A 15,320-nucleotide genomic window follows, 5' to 3' on the forward strand; every position below is an offset into this window, starting at 1 on the left:
GCCCCCCTCGGCAGAGGTCTTGACTGCGGCTTACCAATGGTCTAACACTAGCCCAATAACAGGGAGGGTGACTGTGGCGGTTGGGTTCCTTTCACCAGACGAGTTGCGCGATGAGGTGGCCGCGGGACGGATCGACACCGTTCTGCTGGCCTTGGTCGACATGCAGGGCAGGATGCAAGGAAAGCGCCTGTCCGCACGATTCTTCCTTGACGAGGTGCTACACCACGGGTCCGAGGGGTGCAACTACCTCTTGGCCGTCGATGTCGACATGAACACCGTCGACGGCTACGAGATGTCCTCATGGGACCGCGGTTACGGCGATTTCGTGATGAAGCCTGATCTGTCGACGCTGCGGCGCGTCCCATGGCAGGAGGGCACGGTCATGCTCATGGCCGACCTCACCTGGGAGGACGGCTCCGACGTCGTCGCCTCGCCCCGGCAGATCCTGCGCAAGCAGCTCGCCAGGCTCGAAGAGCGCGGCCTGGCCGCCTACGTGGGCACCGAGCTGGAGTTCGTGGTCTACGACCACAGTTACGAGGAGGCATGGCGGCGCGCCTACCGCGACCTGACGCCGTCCAACCTCTACAACGTCGACTACTCACTCCTCGGTACGGCACGCATCGAGCCCCTCCTTCGCCGCATCAGGCGCGACATGGAGGGCGCGGGGCTGTACGTCGAGTCGGCCAAGGGCGAGTGCAACCTCGGCCAGCACGAGATCGCCTTCCGCTACGACGAGGCGCTGCGCACGTGCGACAACCACTCGATCTACAAGAACGGCGCCAAGGAGATCGCCGCCCAGGAGGGCAAGTCGATCACCTTCATGGCCAAGCCGAACCAGCGTGAGGGCAATTCCTGCCATATCCACATCTCGCTCAGGTCTGTGGACAACTCACCTGTTATGGCCGGGAGCCAGCCGTACGGACTGTCGGAAACGGGGGCGAGATTCATCGCCGGGCAGCTCGCCTGCCTGCGGGAACTCACCCTCCTTTACGCTCCGAACATCAACTCCTACAAGCGGTACGTACCGGGTAGTTTCGCACCGACCGCAATAAAGTGGGGTGTGGATAACCGCACGTGTTCGCTCCGTCTCGTGGGACACGGCCCTTCCCTGCGCGTCGAGAACCGCGTGCCGGGCGGCGACGTGAACCCCTACCTCGCGGTGGCCGCGCTCATCGCCGCGGGACTGCACGGCATCGACAACGAACTGCCGCTGGAGGAGCCGTTCACGGGCAACGCCTACGCCAGCGGCGCCGAAACCGTGCCGCACACGCTGCGTGACGCGCTCGCGCTGTGGGAGGGCTCGAAGCTGGCCCGCGAGTGCTTCGGCGAGGACGTCGTGGCCCACTACGCCAACAACGCCCGCGTCGAGCTCGCCGCCTTCGACGCGGCGGTGACCGACTGGGAACTGTTCAGGGGATTCGAGAGACTGTGAAGATCATCAATCCGGCTACCGAGGCCGTCGTCGCCGAGGTCGAACTCGCCGACGCGGCCGAGATCGACAGGGCGGTGGAGCGTGCCAGGGCCGCCTTCCACACCTGGCGGCAGGTCTCCCCAGGCGACCGCGCCCGCCTGCTGAGGCGGTTCGCCGAGAAGGTCGACGCGCACGCCGAGGAGCTCGCCCAGCTGGAGATCGCCAGCGCCGGCCACACCATCGGCAACGCCCGCTGGGAGGCGGGCAACGTCCGCGACGTGCTGCACTTCTACGCCGGCGCGCCGGAACGCCACCACGGCAGTCAGATCCCCGTGGCGGGCGGCCTCGACGTCACCTTCCACGAGCCGCTCGGCGTGGTCGGCGTGATCGTGCCGTGGAACTTCCCCATGGTCATCATGACGTGGGGCGTCGCCCCCGCCCTGGCCGCGGGCAACACGGTGATCGTCAAGCCCGCCGAGTGGACGCCGCTCACCGCGCTCAGACTGGCCGAACTGGCCCTCGAGGCGGGCCTGCCCGAGGGCGTCCTCCAGGTGGTGCCGGGCGCGGGAGAGGTCGCCGGCGCCCGCCTCGTCGAGCACCCCGACGTGGCCAAGATCGTGTTCACCGGCTCCACCGAGGTCGGCAAGCAGATCGCCGCCACGTGCGCCACCCAGGTCAAGCGGCTCACGCTGGAGCTCGGCGGCAAGTCGGCCAACATCGTCTTCGCCGACTCCGACCTCGACAAGGCCGCGGCCACCGCGCCCTACGCGGTCTTCGACAACTCCGGCCAGGACTGCTGCGCCAGGTCCAGGATCCTCGTCGAGGCCTCCGTCTACAACGACTTCCTGGAACGACTCTCGCGGGCCGTCACGAACGTCAAGGTCGGCGACCCTCTCGACGAGAGCACCGAGATGGGGCCGCTCATCAGCGCCGAGCACCTGGACAGGGTCCGGAGCTTCGTCCCCGAGAACCCCTACCTGCAGACCTCCTGCCCCGAAGGACCCGGCTTCTGGTTCCCGCCGACCGTCCTCACCTCCGCCGTGACCGACCGCGCATTCACCGAGGAGATCTTCGGGCCCGTGGTGTCGGTCGTCCCGTTCGCCGACGAGGCCGAGGCGGTGCGGATCGCCAACGACACCAAATACGGCCTGAGCGGCTCGATCTGGACCCGCGACGTGGGCAGGGCGCTGCGGATGGCCAGAGCGGTGGAGGCGGGCAACCTGAGCGTGAACTCGCACTCCAGCGTGCGGTACTGGACACCGTTCGGCGGCTTCAAGGAGTCGGGGCTCGGCAGGGAGCTCGGACCCGACGCCCTCTCCGCCTTCACCGAGACCAAGAACGTCTTCATCGCCACCGACTGACCGAGCCAGGGGACCGTCCGCGCCGCCGGAGAGGTCCCCCGGGCTCGGGATCCGGGCAGAGCAACCGAGAGAGAAGGACATATGCAGCGCTTGCAGGACCGCGTCGCCGTGATCACCGGCGCGGGCAGCGGAATCGGCCTGGCCACCGCGCGAAGGTTCGCCGAGGAGGGCGCCAAGGTCGTCTGCGTCGACCTCGACGAGCCCACGGGCTCCAAGGCCGCCGACGAGGTGGGCGGCCTGTTCGTGCGAGCCGACGTCACCAACGAGGACGATGTGGTCAGGATGTACCAGACCGCGTTCGACACCTACGGCAGCGTCGACATCGCATTCAACAACGCCGGCATCTCCCCGCCCGACGACGACTCCATCCTGGAGACCGGCATCGAGGCGTGGCGACGCGTCCAGGAGGTCAACCTGACGAGCGTCTACCTGTGCTGCAAGCACGCCATCCCGTACATGCGGCGCCAGGGCAAGGGCTCGATCATCAACACCGCCTCGTTCGTCGCGGTGATGGGCTCGGCCACCTCCCAGATCTCCTACACCGCCTCCAAGGGCGGCGTGCTGGCGATGTCCAGGGAGCTCGGCGTGCAGTTCGCCCGCGAGGGTATCAGGGTCAACGCCCTCTGCCCCGGCCCGGTGAACACACCGCTGCTGCAGGAGCTGTTCGCCAAGGACCCCGAGCGCGCCCAGCGCCGCCTGGTCCACATCCCCGTCGGCCGCTTCGCCGAGGCCGCCGAGATCGCCGCCGCGGTCGCCTTCCTCGCCTCCGACGACGCGTCGTTCATCACCGGCTCCGAGTTCCTGGTCGACGGCGGCATCTCGGGGGCGTACGTTACCCCGCTTTGACCTGCCCTCCCGAAGGAGGTGCCCTCGGGTCGCCCCGAGAGAGTTCCTGCTTCACCGCCGACCGCCCGCAGGAGAGAACTCTCCTTGAGGTCTTCCATCAGCTCCACAGGCGTTTCACCTGTCCGCCAGCCCGGCGGCCAGGATGTTCTTCGCAGCGTTGACGTCCCGGTCGTGAACGGCGCCGCAGGCGCACGTCCACGACCGGACGCCGAGCGGCTCCTGCTCGGCGTGGGGGCTGGTCGGCCGTCGCCGGGGCGGCAGGAGCGGTCAGAACTGTGATGGTGCTTTGTTCGCGGCAAGGCCCCTATCGGGACACGCTCCGACGCCTCGGTGACAGCGGGCACCGCTTCGAAGCTCCGGCCGACAGATCCAAACTAGGACACCATGGTCTGTTCTCGCGCGGGTCAAGCCGTGGCTCGAAGCGGCACACAGCCATCCTCACAGTTCTCGCGAACAAGCCGTGTCGTGACCTTGTGCAGCTGGTCGTGTCGCCGGTCGGCGATCCGCGCGTAAACGCGGGCGACCTTGACTCGGGCCTTCTCCCGATTGGCCGAGCCTCTCGCCTTGCGTGCCAGGTTCCGTTGCGCCTTGGCCAGTCTCTTGCGATCGGCCCTCTCAGCCTTCACGCCGGTGATCTTCTCCGCGGTGGAGAGCGTCACCAACGCCGACAGTCCGGCATCCACGCCGACCGAACGATCGACGGGAGGCAGCGGGGTAATCGTCTCCTCGATCAGGATGGACACGAACCAGCGGCCTCCACTGTCACGAGAGACGGTGACGGTGGAGGGTCGCGCAGCCAGAGGAAGCGGACGCTACCAGCGGACATCCAGTGGCTCGTCCATCTTGGCGAGCTTCAGGAGGCCATCGTGATAGGTGAACGCCGAGCGGGTGAACTCGGCGCTGGACCGCGACTTCTTGCGGGACTTGAAAGTCGGGTACCGCGCCCGCCCCGCGAAGAGGTTTCCGAAGGCGCTTTGCAGGTGACGCAGCGCCTGTTGCAGCGGCACGCTGGACACATCGTTCAGGAACGCCAGCTCCTCGCGCCGCTTCCACTCTGTCAGCGCGGCAGAGGACTCCGCGTAGGAAACGCGCTTGCCGTGCGCAGCGTAGGAACTGCTGCGAAGATCGAGTGCTCTGTTGTAGACCAGGCGCACGCATCCGAAGGTTCGCGACAGGATGTCTGCCTGTGAGGGAGTGGGATAGAAGCGATATTTGTAGGCTCGCTTCACGGTTCGAGCCACCCTCCGCACTTTAGCTAAAGGCCAATGAGGACGTGGGCCCTTCCCGCACGAAGGAGCCCCGCAGGAGTTTTGATGACCAGACCCTTGATCGGCATTACCTGTTACGTCGAGCCCGCGCAGTTCACGGTGTGGGAGATGACGACGGCGCTGTTGCCGTACATGTATGTGGAGCAGGTGGTGCGGGCCGGTGGGCAGCCGGTGATCCTGCCGCCCGCCGGTGATCCCGCCTCGATCGTGAGCAGGCTGGACGGGGTGATCCTGGCGGGCGGGGGTGACATCGACCCGACGCGGTACGCCGAGACGCCGCACGAGCGCACCGGGTTCATCAGGACGTTCAGGGATTCGGCGGAGTTCTCGCTGACGGACACCGCGTTGAAGGCGGGGCTGCCCTTCCTGGGCATCTGCCGGGGGCTCCAGGTGTTGAACATCACGCTCGGTGGCAGCCTCCACCAGCATCTTCCCGACGTGGTCGGCCATTCTGGGCATGCCCCGGCCCCTGGCGAGTTCGGGCACATGCCGGTGTCCGTGACTCCGGGCAGCCGGCTGGCCGGGATCGTCGGCGAGGAGCCCGTGACGGTCCCGCACTACCACCACCAGTCGATCCGCCGCCTGGGCTCGGGGCTCAACGCCACCGCGCACGCCGCCGACGGCGCGATCGAGGCGGTCGAGCTGCCGAGTCATCGTTTCGCCCTGGGCGTCCAGTGGCATCCCGAGGCCGGGGAGGACGGCCTGCTCTTCCGCGCGCTCGTCGAGGCCGCCGCGTGATGCGCCTGCACGTCAGAGAGTTCGGCGGGCCCGCCGACAGGACCCTGCTGGTCGTCCACGGCGGACCCGACTGGGACCACAGCTACCTGGTGGAGCCGCTCGACCGGCTGGCGGGCGAGCACCGGCTGCTCTTCCCCGACCTGCGCGGGTGCGGGCGCTCCCCGGCGGCCGAGCCGCTGACCCCCGACGCGATGGTGGACGACCTGGCGGAGCTGATCGGTTCGTCTCCGGTCGACGTCCTCGGCTTCTCGTACGGCGGGCTGCTCGCCCAGCGCCTGGCCGTCCGATACCCCGAGCTGATCAGACGGTTGATCGTCGCGTCGAGCAGCGTCCTGCCGGTGCCGCCCGACGCCTTCGCGGGGTGGGCGGAGTACGAGCGCAGAAGCCGTGCCCACCCGTCGGTATGGGAGACCTCATCGCTGGAGGGAGCGGCGCTGGTCCGCGCCGAGGCGTTCGCGACGGCGGCCCGCGACGTGTGGAAGGCGGAGTCGCTGCCCGGCTATCTCCGGAGGCTGGAGCGGGTCGCGTTCACCTCCACCTATCTGGAGCTGTACCGGAGCGGCCGATTCCCCTCGGCCAGGTATCCCGACGCGCTCGACAGGCTGGCGGGGGTCCCGCTGTTCCTTCTGCACGGGCGGCAGGACATGACCTTCCCCTCTTCGCTCGTCGACCGGACCCCGTGCGGCGGCGCGGTCGTGCTGGAGGAGGCGGGGCACATGGCTCACATCGACCAGCCGGACGCGTGGCTGGATGCCGTCAGGGGTTTCCTGTCCGCCTGATGGCGATGTGAGACGTGGAGCTACTCACCGCCGGCCGCTGACTCGGAACGCGAAAGGGTGCCACCCGCGCGGGTGACACCCTCAGGGGAGGACCTGCCGAGGATCAGTCCGCGACGAGGCGGGCCCTGTGCCCTTCGTGTTCGCGCTGCCGCCTGACGACGTAGGTCCCTGGCGTGCAGCCCGTGGCCCCGTGCTCGGGATGCAGAAGGTAGGCGACCGCGGAGGTCTCGAAGATGCCGATCGCGAGCAGGTCGGAGTCCGTCACGTCGGTCGTCCACCGGCAGGTGTCCGGGTCGGCGACGAGCGTGTGCGGGTTGCCGCCCGCCCCGCCGCGAAGCAGTTCGACTCCCTCAGGAGGCACGTCCGCCCATTCGGCCTCACGCCAGGGACTCACGGACGACACGATGAAGGAGAGCGGGATGACGATGAGGTCGCCCTGGGCCTGGAGGCCGTCGACGACGGGGATGCGCACCGACTGCTCGAGGTGGTCGAGCACGGCGAGTCCGGTCTGCTGGGAGAGGGAAGCGAGAGTCACAGTCATGGAAGTCACCTCAGGTTCGGCGGACGAGAAGGGAGTACTGCTCGGCGGACAGCCCGTAGGTCCAGCCCGCGGCGGCGACCGGATCGTCGAGGAATCCCGGCACGGTCAGCCCGTACCGGCGGCGGCGCCCGTCGCGTTCGACGGACCCGTTGACCGCGAGGAGCACCCTGGTCTCCCGTCGCATGTCGTAGAGCAGCAGGTCCGAGCCCGGGTTGCCGGGGTCGGGCGCGGAGGCGACCAGCCGTAGCCCTGCCTGGTCGATGTAGGACGCCCAGCCGATGTGCTCGATCGCGCACCGCCTGACCTCGACATTGGGCTCATGGGCGATCCGCTGGACGCTCGGATCCGTGACGACCCAGGAGGGGACGTTCGTGCCGTGCCAGGCGTACATGTCCCAGCCGTCCGCGTACCGCATCGCGGGGCCGTCCGGACAGTGCAGCCGCACCTCGCCGTCATCTCCCCACACCTCCGTGCGCAGGGTGACCGGCCGTTCGGAGATGACGCACACGCCTTCGCGGGGCCACCACCAGCCGCACGACCGGATCGCCGCCGCCCACAGCTCGAGGCGCCTGGTCTGTTCGGGGGTGAAGACCACGCCGGCCGCCCGGCGGAGGGCGTCGTAGTGGGCGACCCAGGAGGCGCACTGCATGCCGTACACGCTGCTCAGGCGGTACGGCTCGTCGTGCGCCAGGTCGAGCGGCCTGCGGATGGTGCTGTCGGCGGATCGCGACAGCGAGCTGTGTACCTTCCGGCGAATCAGCTGTTCCATGGGCCGATGGACCCATCTGAGCTGGGCGTCGAGTTCGCGGCTCAGCGCTCTCATCGCTGCGGTGAACCGCGGCGGCAGCGGCCATTCGGACATGCGCTCGACGGCCTCCGACGGCCGTAGGCGTACGCCAGGGGGAACGGTCGCCAGGGCCGCGATCGGTGACGCGACCCAGTGGAAACGCGGTGGGGCGAGCCCGATCAGGCGGTACAGCCCGGAGATGGCGGCCTCTGCGGCCGGACGGTCGGCGGGCAGCGTCGACAACGCCCAGCCCTGCCATTCTTCGCGGATGTCGGCAGCTTCCCGCTGCACCAGAACGCTCACCGGATGGAGGTGGCGTCGTCCTTTCCAACGATCATGTCCGGAATGGTGCCAGATCGGCGCGGCACCTGTCCACCGCCTTACTCTCCGTACCGACGATCCTCGAGCCGGGCCCGTACGGCCCGCACGCCGGCTGCCAGGACGGGTGGAACGGTGATGAGGATGACCATCGCGTCGCCGAGGCGATCGGCCGCGGTGTCGAGCACCAGCCAGGCGAGGGGTGGCGCGAGCAGCGTCCACACGCGCGCGTCCGACCTGACGAGCCACCGCACGCAGCGCAGCAGGACGCGAACTCTCGGGCGTAGGAGGTCGCGGACGCTCAGCGGGGGCCGGCGCAGGACCGCCGCCATCCGCGGCATGCCCCAGAGCAGCCGCACGACGAAGCGCAGTCGAGCGCATCCGCCGGGGAGTGCGTGAAGCTCGCCCAGCCACTCCGCCAGCCACCGCGTTCGAACCTCGGCGGGGAGGATGGTCGCGCCGATCGCGACCGTGTGGAAGGTGAACCGGATCTCGGCGGGCGCCGACAACACCGAGCCCGCCAGCTGCTCGAGCTCCTGTCTGATCGGTTCCAGTCCGAGCCGAGCCGCGGCGGGCGCGAAGGCTCGCAACGTCTCCCGGGACTTCCTGCGCTGTTTGTCCCGGGGCAGGAATTCCATCGTCCGCTGGTTGTGCAGCCGGTCGGCCAGCTTGAGCGTCAGCACGCGCTCGTCGGCGCACCATTCCAGGTCAGCGGAGTGACGGAGCGCGTTCAGCCCGCGGACCAGTGCGACGATTCGCTCGTCGAAATCGCGCAGCAACTCCGTGTCCGTGCACGCCGAGTCTTCGAGCACGTCATGAAGGAGCGCCGCGCAGAGCAGCTCGTGATCCATGTCCAGCTCGGCGAGGATCATCGCCACCGCCACCGGATGGACGATGTACGGCTCCCCACTCCTGCGCCTGTGGTCGCGGTGCCAGAAGGCGGCCACCGTGTAGGCGCGCTCGACCATCCGGAGCTGCTCGGGAGGTAACTCGTGGGGAAGCGCCGCCAGGATCGGCTGGATGCTCACAGCGCGCCTCCCGTGCGAGGAAGCCACCAGGGGGCCGGCTGCTTCCTGGATCGATGAGCTCGTGCGATGGCCGCGTGACCGCTTTCGAGGCCATCGGCGGTGACCTTGTAGTAACGACGGGTCGGCCTTTTCTCGCGCGTCCCGACGTCGGGATCCTCCTGTCGGCTTTCCACCCAGCCCAGGCCTTCCAGCCTGCCGAGGATGGGATAGATCGTCCCGCTCGCCAGCCCGGTCGCGTTCATCAGCTCCAGGCCGTAGAACTCGCGCTCGGGCGCCTCGAGGAACGCTCCGAGCACCAGCTGGAACGTCATGGTCATCTTCGGCATAGCTCGAACACTACATAGGGGGGCACCCTTCGGATATCTCCAGAGGGAGAGGATTGGCTGCCGCGCTCTTCCCTCTCACCTTCGATAGCGTCGGGTTCATGCGGCTTCATGTGGGATGCGCGATGTGGACTCACGCGCCATGGCAGGGGCGTCTTCTGCCTCACCCGCTCCCTCCAGGGGAGCGCCTGCGGTCCTATGCGACCTGGTGCAACGCGGTCGAGGGCAACACGACGTTCTACGCGACACCGGCGAGGAGCACAGTGGAGTCGTGGGCGCGGCAGATCGCCCCCGACTTCCGCTTCGTCGTCAAGCTGCCCAAGACGATCACGCACGAGCGCCGCCTGACCGGCGGCGACGAGGAGCTCCGATCATTCCTGGCGGCGATCGAGCCACTCGGGCCGAGGGCCCATGCCCTGTGGGTGCAGTTGCCTGGCTCGTTCGCCCCCACCGACCTCGGCACTCTGGCCGGCTTCCTTCGCCGGCTCCCCCGCTCCTACAGATACGCCGTCGAAGTCCGCCACCGCGCCTTCTTCGACGACGCGCGATCCGAACGACTCCTCGAAAGGGTTCTCGCGGACGCAGGCGCCGAATGGATCCCGTTCGACACCGTCACCCTCTTCCAGAGCCCTCCGACCAGCGACGCCGAACGGGACGCGTGGACGAAGAAGCCGCGCCTGCCCCGCAGGTCGCGCGCTCTCACCGACCGTCCGATCATCCGCTACCTCGGGCGGGACGCCACGGCGCGCACGATCGAGGGCTGGCAGCCATGGATCGGCACGGTCACCGAGTGGCTGCGCGAAGGCCGCTCGCCGACCGTGTTCATCCACACGCCCGACAACGCCGACGCGCTGACGCTCGCCCGCCGTTTCCACGACGACGTGCGGGCCCGCCTGCCCGAGATCGAGCCGCTGCCCGAACCGGCGCCGGCCGATCCCCTGACCCTCTTCTGACCGCCGAAAACCGGCAGGAAGCCCGTGTGACCGCGCGCGGGCGTCCTGGTCAGGCGGCAGCTTGCGAGGTGAACGGTCGCGGTCCGCTCGGGCGGGACCAGTAGATCCCAAGTCGTCCCCAAGTGTCCGTTTCTACGGTTCTCAGTGCAGCCGGGGGCCGACAGTGCGCCCTCGGCGCCCGGCTCGCATGACGAGCAGGGAATCGATGGAGGCCGCGGTCACGCGGCTGAGAGGAACGACATGTCCAAGATCACAATTGACGATCTGCCTTTCGAGGGTGCGGAGCTGACCGATGCCGAGCTGGGCCAGGTGGCCGGCGGCGCGAAGCCGCGCTGGGAGGTCAGCGCCTGGACCCTGAACGACGTGCCCTACGAGTGGTGGCTCGTCTGATCCAGCAGTCATCGGATGAACACGGCGCGGTGGAACGCGAAGGGCGTTCCACCGCGCTTTTCGAGACGGGGACCGAGCAGTGATAATGATCATGAGCGGGCGCGGGGACGGGGCCGCCGAGAGGGTGCTGGCCGCGCTGCGCCGGCGCGGCGCCTGTCTGGTGGGTTCGGACGAGCTCGCGACCGGCGGCACGCCGGTGCTGTGGTGGGACAACGGTGACTATCCCGGACGCAGCCGGATCACCGCGTCGTTCACCGGCGGCACGCGCCGGCTGCTCCTGGACACCGGCACCGAGACCATCGACCTGTCCCGGGTCACGGCGGTCTGGCGCAGCCGGCCGAGCGGGCCGCAGGCCGCAGGCGCCGTGACCGACCCGAGCCAGCGCGCGCACGTCAAGCTCCAGGCGGAGATCATGCTGGACGGCGTGTGGAGTCTGCTGGACGCCCGCTGGCTGCCAGGGCGCCGCGCGGACGAGCTGCGTGCCCACAACAAGATCTTCCACCTCGCACGGGCGATCGAGCTCGGCCTCTCCGTGCCCGACACCACCTACACCAACGATCCCGCCCGGCTGACGGAGGAGTACGAGTCGGCGGACGGGCGGCTGGTCGCCAAGCAGATCGCCGCCGAGCGGTTCCAGATCGACGGCGTCCAGCACCGCGCGTACACGACCGTGGTCACCCGCCGCCACCTCACCTCCCGGCACCGCGTGCAGCACGAGCCGATCATCCTGCAGCCGTACGTTCCCAAGGCCGTCGAGCTGCGGGTGATCGTGGTGGGCGAGCAGGTGCTGGCGGCGGAGATCGACGCGTCGGCCTCCAAGACGGCCAGGGACGACTGGCGGCACTACGACAACGACCGCGTCAGGTACGCGCGGCACGAGTTGCCGGCCGACGTGGCGCGGCGCTGCGCCCGCCTGGTCTCCGATGTCGGGCTCACCTACGCCGCTCTGGACTTCATCGTCACGCCCGGTGGCGAGTACGTCTTCCTGGAACTGAACTCCAACGGCGCGTGGGGGTTCGTCGAACTGTGGGCCGGGCTGCCGGTCAGTGACGCGATCGCGGACTGGCTCATGGACGGAGGAGATCGATGACCGAGTTCGCGAAGACCTTGGAGTCGGGAACCGACCTGCTGCGCTCGCTGCCCCGCCGCCGCTCCGGCGTCGCGGCCGCACGGCGTGCGGCGGACGAGTGGGCCGCGCGGCACCCGCGGACCGGAGCGCAGCTCGTCGTCGACGAGCGCCCCGGATCGCCCGTGGTGGACTACGACCTCATCCTCGACCATCCGGGCGGTGGCACGGTCGCGTTGACCGCCCCGCCCGAGGACGGCGTGCCCTGGCTGATCGACCATTCGACGCATTGGGCGGCAGGGCATCTGGTGAGCGTGGACGGCATGCACGTGTCGCTGCCCCAGGCGCTGACCATGCTCAGGTCGCTGTCGGGGCGCGGCGCCTCGCCGTACCAGGAGATCGTCGACCAGTGCCTGCTGGCCGCGGCGGGCGACGACGGTGAGCCGGTCAGCGCGGCGGACCTGCAGGCGACGGCGGACGAGTTCCGCCGCGGCAGGGGACTGCACGACCGCGCCTCGACGCTCGGCTGGATGTCCGCGGCAGGCATGTCAGGCGAGCAGTTCGAGGCGTACGTCGAAGGGATCGCCCGCCGCCGCCGCTTCCGCAGGGACAAGGAGGCCGAGCTGGCACCGGGCCATCTGGCCGCCCATCCCGGCGACTTCACCCGCGTCAAGGCCGTCTGGGTCACCGGCGGGGAAAAGGTGACCGCCGGCGCCGTGGACGACCTGCTGGCCGTCCCTGCCTCACTGGGCGACGCGGTGGTGACCGTCGGCACCCGCTGGGAGACGGATCTGCCCGAGGCCCTGCGAGGTGCGCCGGTCGGCCAGGTGGTCGGGCCCGAGGAGGCGCCCGACGGCGGATACCTGAGCGGAGCCGTCCTGTCCAGGACGCCTGCCGTCAGGGACGCCGAGACGTTGGAGGCGGCAGGGCGGGCCGCCTTCGCCGACTGGCTGGGTGAGCGCCGTGCCGCGGCCACGGTCGAATGGCACTGGTCGTGACCGCCTCCGACGACACGCGCCCCATCCCGCGTCCCCGGCCCCCGCAGGAACGAGCCGTCTACCGGGAGGAAGCCGTGCGCAACCGGGTCGCACACCGCGCCGGCGGCACCCGGATGCCGGTGGTGATCAGCGGCCCCTCGTTCCTGGTGCTGTGGGTGCTGGCGGCCGTCGTCGTCTCGGGCGCGGCGGTGCTGACCGCGCTGGCGCTGAAGGCGGCGTCCTGATGCTGCGCCGCCCCCCTGTCCTGCTGCAGAACAACGACACGGAGTGTGGCGCGGCCTGCCTGGCAATGGTGCTGTGTCACCACGGTCAGCGCACCACCCTGCAGCAGGTCGCCGAACGGCTCCAGGTCGGCAGGGACGGCCTGAGCGCCAAGGCCATCGTGGACGGCGCCCGTGACCACGGCCTCAAGGCGCGGGCCTTCTCCCTCGCGCCCGAGGATCTGGCGCGCGTGCCGCTCCCCGCGATCGCGCACTGGGAGTTCAACCACTTCCTGGTGGTCGAACGCTGGGCGCCGGACCGGGTGGACGTCGTCGACCCGGCGCAGGGCCGCCGCCGGCTGACCGCGGAGGAGTTCGGCGCCGGGTTCACCGGCGTGCTGCTGGTCTTCGAACCCGACGCGGGATTCCGCCGCGGCACGTCCTCGATGGCGAGCGCCTGGCGCAGGGAGTTCGTCCGCACCCTGTTCCGGCGCCGCCGCGGCCTGCTCGCGCAGGTGATCGCCGCCTCGTTGCTCCTGCAACTGCTCGGCCTCGCCCTGCCGCTGTTCTCCGAGCTGCTGATCGACACCATCGTCCCGTCACGGGCGGCCGAGGTGCTGTCCCTGCTGGGCGGCGCGGTGCTGCTGGCGGGGGCGGCCCAGTTCGTCATCGGTTACCTCAGGGCGGCGCTGCTGGTGGCGGTACGAGCCCGAGCCGACCAGGAGCTCACCGAAGGCGTGGTCGGTCATCTGGTGGCGTTGCCGTACCGCTATTTCACCCAGCGCGGCAAGGGCGACCTGGTGACCCGTGCCGCCAGCGTCTCGGCGCTCGGCGACATCCTCACCGGCCAGGTCGTGGCGGCGCTGCTCGACGGACCGCTCGCCGTGGGCTACCTCGTGCTGGTCTATCTGTACGACCCTGTCTTCGGGATGGCGTTGACCGGCGTGGCGCTGCTCCAGACGTTCCTGCTGCTGGCCACCGCCAACCGGATCGCCACGCTCACCCAGCAGGAGCTCACCGCGCTGTCCGCTTCCCAGAGCAGCCTCTTCCAGGCGATCACCGGCATCGAGACGCTGAAGGCGTCCGGTGCGGAGAGGCGGGCGGTGGAGCAGTGGTCGGCCCACTTCGCCAAGCAGCTCAACGCCGATGTGCGCGCCGGCCTCACCAGGGGTTTCCTGGAGTCGGCGCTGTCGGCGATCCGGGTGGCGGCGCCGCTGGGGCTGATGTGGCTGGGCGCCTGGCGCGTGCTGGACGGGCAGCTCACGGTGGGTGCGCTGATCGCGCTCAACGCCATCGCGGTCGGGGCGCTGACCCCGCTGAGCTCGCTGATGACCGGCTTGCAGAGCCTTCAGCAGGCCGGCGCCCACTTCGACCGGCTGTCGGACATCCTGGCCTCCGAGCCGGAACCGAGCGACGGCATCGAGGTGCTGCGGCTGCGCGGCGCGGTGGAACTGCGCGGGGTGAGCTTCCGGCACGACCCTCGCGGCCCGTGGACGGTGAGGGACGTCTCGGTCGCCATCCGGCCGGGGCAGAAGATCGCCCTGGTCGGCGCCTCGGGATCGGGCAAGAGCACGCTGGCGAGACTGCTGCTGGCGCTGCACAGCCCGGTCGAGGGAGAGATCCGTTACGACGGCGTCCCTGCCGCCGAGCTGAACCTGCGCACCCTGCGCCGCCAGTTCGGCGTGGTCACCCAGGACCCTTCTCTGTTCAACGGCTCGATCAGGGACAACATCTCGCTCAACGACCCCGGCGCCTCTCTGGACCGGGTGGTCGCAGCGGCCCGGCTGGCCGCGCTCCATGACCAGATCATGGACATGCCAATGGGATACGAGACGATGCTGACCGACGGCGCCGGACTGTCGGGCGGCCAGCGGCAGCGACTCGCCCTGGCCCGCGCCGTCCTGTCGCAGCCGAAAGTGCTGCTGCTCGACGAGGCCACCAGCAACCTCGACAGCGCCACCGAGGAGGTGATCGAGGCCAATCTGGGACGGCTCGTCCAGACCCGGATCGTCATCGCGCACCGGCTGAGCACGATCAGGGACGCCGACCTGATCCTCGTGATGGACGCGGGGCGGATCGTGCAACGCGGCACCCATGACGGGCTGATGGCCATGGGAGGCACGTACGCGGAACTGGTCGCCGCCCAGACCGTGCCGTCCGGATGACCCGGTCACGGCCTCGGCCAGGCCAACCGCGTCCGGGCAGAGCGGCGACAGCCTCAGCACTCGATGACGTTGACCGCCAAACCACCCCGCGACGTCTCCTTGTACTTGTCCAACATGTCCCGACCCGTATCCCGCATCGTCTTGATCG

At 69.5% G+C, this 15,320-nt stretch carries 15 protein-coding genes and 2 pseudogenes; 11 read left to right on the forward strand and 6 right to left on the reverse strand.

Annotated elements, in window-relative coordinates; all coding sequences use genetic code 11:
* Window positions 1-73 precede the first annotated feature (73 nt).
* The 3 genes from AB0B45_RS37675 to AB0B45_RS37685 all read left to right on the forward strand — a co-directional run bounded on the left by AB0B45_RS37675 (window position 74) and on the right by AB0B45_RS37685 (window position 3,618).
* A complete protein-coding gene (locus AB0B45_RS37675; protein ID WP_358140873.1) occupies window positions 74-1,432 on the forward strand; it encodes a glutamine synthetase family protein in 1,359 nt (452 codons plus the stop codon).
* Complete coding sequence (locus AB0B45_RS37680) at window positions 1,429-2,772, forward strand: aldehyde dehydrogenase family protein (RefSeq protein ID WP_358140876.1); 1,344 nt, start codon at window positions 1,429-1,431, stop codon at window positions 2,770-2,772. The genes AB0B45_RS37675 and AB0B45_RS37680 overlap by 4 nt, the downstream gene beginning before the upstream one ends.
* Window positions 2,773-2,853: 81 nt before the next feature.
* Entirely contained in the window at window positions 2,854-3,618 is a 765-nt protein-coding gene (locus AB0B45_RS37685; RefSeq protein ID WP_358140879.1) for a 3-oxoacyl-ACP reductase, read from the forward strand.
* Here AB0B45_RS37685 and AB0B45_RS37690 read toward each other — a convergent pair.
* Window positions 3,605-3,834, reverse strand: a pseudogene (locus AB0B45_RS37690) (zinc ribbon domain-containing protein); the annotation flags it as partial. The gene AB0B45_RS37685 and the pseudogene AB0B45_RS37690 sit on opposite strands and share 14 nt — an antisense overlap.
* Window positions 3,835-4,022: 188 nt before the next feature.
* Window positions 4,023-4,859, reverse strand: a pseudogene (locus AB0B45_RS37695) (transposase).
* A gap of 72 nt (window positions 4,860-4,931) precedes the next feature.
* On the opposite strand from AB0B45_RS37695, the gene AB0B45_RS37700 reads away from it, so the two are divergent.
* Together AB0B45_RS37700 and AB0B45_RS37705 are read left to right on the forward strand one after the other, a co-directional pair.
* The gene (locus tag AB0B45_RS37700; protein ID WP_358140882.1) at window positions 4,932-5,624 is read left to right on the forward strand and encodes a gamma-glutamyl-gamma-aminobutyrate hydrolase family protein; all 693 of its coding nucleotides are present in this window, start codon (window positions 4,932-4,934) and stop codon (window positions 5,622-5,624) included.
* Window positions 5,624-6,403: an alpha/beta hydrolase gene (locus AB0B45_RS37705; protein ID WP_358140936.1), complete on the forward strand. Its 780-nt coding sequence runs from the start codon at window positions 5,624-5,626 to the stop codon at window positions 6,401-6,403. Before AB0B45_RS37700 ends, AB0B45_RS37705 begins: the two co-directional genes overlap by 1 nt.
* 103 nt (window positions 6,404-6,506) lie before the next feature.
* Here the strand turns inward: AB0B45_RS37705 and AB0B45_RS37710 are convergent, their stop codons facing one another.
* The 4 genes from AB0B45_RS37710 to AB0B45_RS37725 all read right to left on the reverse strand — a co-directional run bounded on the left by AB0B45_RS37710 (window position 6,507) and on the right by AB0B45_RS37725 (window position 9,403).
* Entirely contained in the window at window positions 6,507-6,944 is a 438-nt protein-coding gene (locus AB0B45_RS37710; protein WP_358140885.1) for a hypothetical protein, read from the reverse strand.
* Window positions 6,945-6,954: 10 nt separating this feature from the next.
* Complete coding sequence (locus tag AB0B45_RS37715; RefSeq protein WP_358140887.1) at window positions 6,955-8,034, reverse strand: DUF6745 domain-containing protein; 1,080 nt, start codon at window positions 8,032-8,034, stop codon at window positions 6,955-6,957.
* Window positions 8,035-8,111: 77 nt separating this feature from the next.
* On the reverse strand, window positions 8,112-9,077 hold the full coding sequence (locus AB0B45_RS37720) for an HD domain-containing protein (protein WP_358140890.1): 966 nt from the start codon (window positions 9,075-9,077) through the stop codon (window positions 8,112-8,114).
* Entirely contained in the window at window positions 9,074-9,403 is a 330-nt protein-coding gene (locus AB0B45_RS37725; RefSeq protein WP_358140893.1) for a PadR family transcriptional regulator, read from the reverse strand. Before AB0B45_RS37725 ends, AB0B45_RS37720 begins: the two co-directional genes overlap by 4 nt.
* A gap of 98 nt (window positions 9,404-9,501) precedes the next feature.
* On the opposite strand from AB0B45_RS37725, the gene AB0B45_RS37730 reads away from it, so the two are divergent.
* From AB0B45_RS37730 to AB0B45_RS37755, 6 genes are all read left to right on the forward strand, one after another.
* Window positions 9,502-10,353, forward strand: a complete 852-nt coding sequence (locus AB0B45_RS37730; protein ID WP_358140896.1) for a DUF72 domain-containing protein — start codon at window positions 9,502-9,504, stop codon at window positions 10,351-10,353.
* Between the two features lie 240 nt (window positions 10,354-10,593).
* On the forward strand, window positions 10,594-10,743 hold the full coding sequence (locus tag AB0B45_RS37735; protein WP_358140899.1) for a putative ATP-grasp target RiPP: 150 nt from the start codon (window positions 10,594-10,596) through the stop codon (window positions 10,741-10,743).
* Window positions 10,744-10,834: 91 nt separating this feature from the next.
* Window positions 10,835-11,833: a hypothetical protein gene (locus AB0B45_RS37740; RefSeq protein ID WP_358140902.1), complete on the forward strand. Its 999-nt coding sequence runs from the start codon at window positions 10,835-10,837 to the stop codon at window positions 11,831-11,833.
* A complete protein-coding gene (locus tag AB0B45_RS37745) occupies window positions 11,830-12,807 on the forward strand; it encodes a TIGR04500 family putative peptide maturation system protein (protein WP_358140904.1) in 978 nt (325 codons plus the stop codon). Before AB0B45_RS37740 ends, AB0B45_RS37745 begins: the two co-directional genes overlap by 4 nt.
* Complete coding sequence (locus AB0B45_RS37750) at window positions 12,792-13,031, forward strand: hypothetical protein (protein WP_358140907.1); 240 nt, start codon at window positions 12,792-12,794, stop codon at window positions 13,029-13,031. Before AB0B45_RS37745 ends, AB0B45_RS37750 begins: the two co-directional genes overlap by 16 nt.
* Window positions 13,031-15,172 carry a peptidase domain-containing ABC transporter gene (locus AB0B45_RS37755; RefSeq protein ID WP_358140910.1) on the forward strand — a complete coding sequence of 714 codons (2,142 nt, stop codon included), beginning with the start codon at window positions 13,031-13,033 and terminating at the stop codon, window positions 15,170-15,172. The genes AB0B45_RS37750 and AB0B45_RS37755 overlap by 1 nt, the downstream gene beginning before the upstream one ends.
* Window positions 15,173-15,320 lie beyond the last annotated feature (148 nt).

The organism is Nonomuraea sp. NPDC049152 (assembly GCF_040648355.1).
Taxonomy (GTDB): domain Bacteria; phylum Actinomycetota; class Actinomycetes; order Streptosporangiales; family Streptosporangiaceae; genus Nonomuraea.

Coding starts and splice junctions, on each gene's coding strand:
- AB0B45_RS37685 (WP_358140879.1), top strand. CDS start 2,854: ATGCAGCGCTTGCAGGACCGCGTCGCCGTGATCACCGGCGCGGGCAGC.
- AB0B45_RS37700 (WP_358140882.1), top strand. CDS start 4,932: ATGACCAGACCCTTGATCGGCATTACCTGTTACGTCGAGCCCGCGCAG.
- AB0B45_RS37705 (WP_358140936.1), top strand. CDS start 5,624: ATGCGCCTGCACGTCAGAGAGTTCGGCGGGCCCGCCGACAGGACCCTG.
- AB0B45_RS37710 (WP_358140885.1), bottom strand. CDS start 6,944: ATGACTGTGACTCTCGCTTCCCTCTCCCAGCAGACCGGACTCGCCGTG.
- AB0B45_RS37725 (WP_358140893.1), bottom strand. CDS start 9,403: ATGCCGAAGATGACCATGACGTTCCAGCTGGTGCTCGGAGCGTTCCTC.
- AB0B45_RS37730 (WP_358140896.1), top strand. CDS start 9,502: ATGCGGCTTCATGTGGGATGCGCGATGTGGACTCACGCGCCATGGCAG.
- AB0B45_RS37735 (WP_358140899.1), top strand. CDS start 10,594: ATGTCCAAGATCACAATTGACGATCTGCCTTTCGAGGGTGCGGAGCTG.
- AB0B45_RS37740 (WP_358140902.1), top strand. CDS start 10,835: ATGAGCGGGCGCGGGGACGGGGCCGCCGAGAGGGTGCTGGCCGCGCTG.
- AB0B45_RS37745 (WP_358140904.1), top strand. CDS start 11,830: ATGACCGAGTTCGCGAAGACCTTGGAGTCGGGAACCGACCTGCTGCGC.
- AB0B45_RS37750 (WP_358140907.1), top strand. CDS start 12,792: ATGGCACTGGTCGTGACCGCCTCCGACGACACGCGCCCCATCCCGCGT.
- AB0B45_RS37755 (WP_358140910.1), top strand. CDS start 13,031: ATGCTGCGCCGCCCCCCTGTCCTGCTGCAGAACAACGACACGGAGTGT.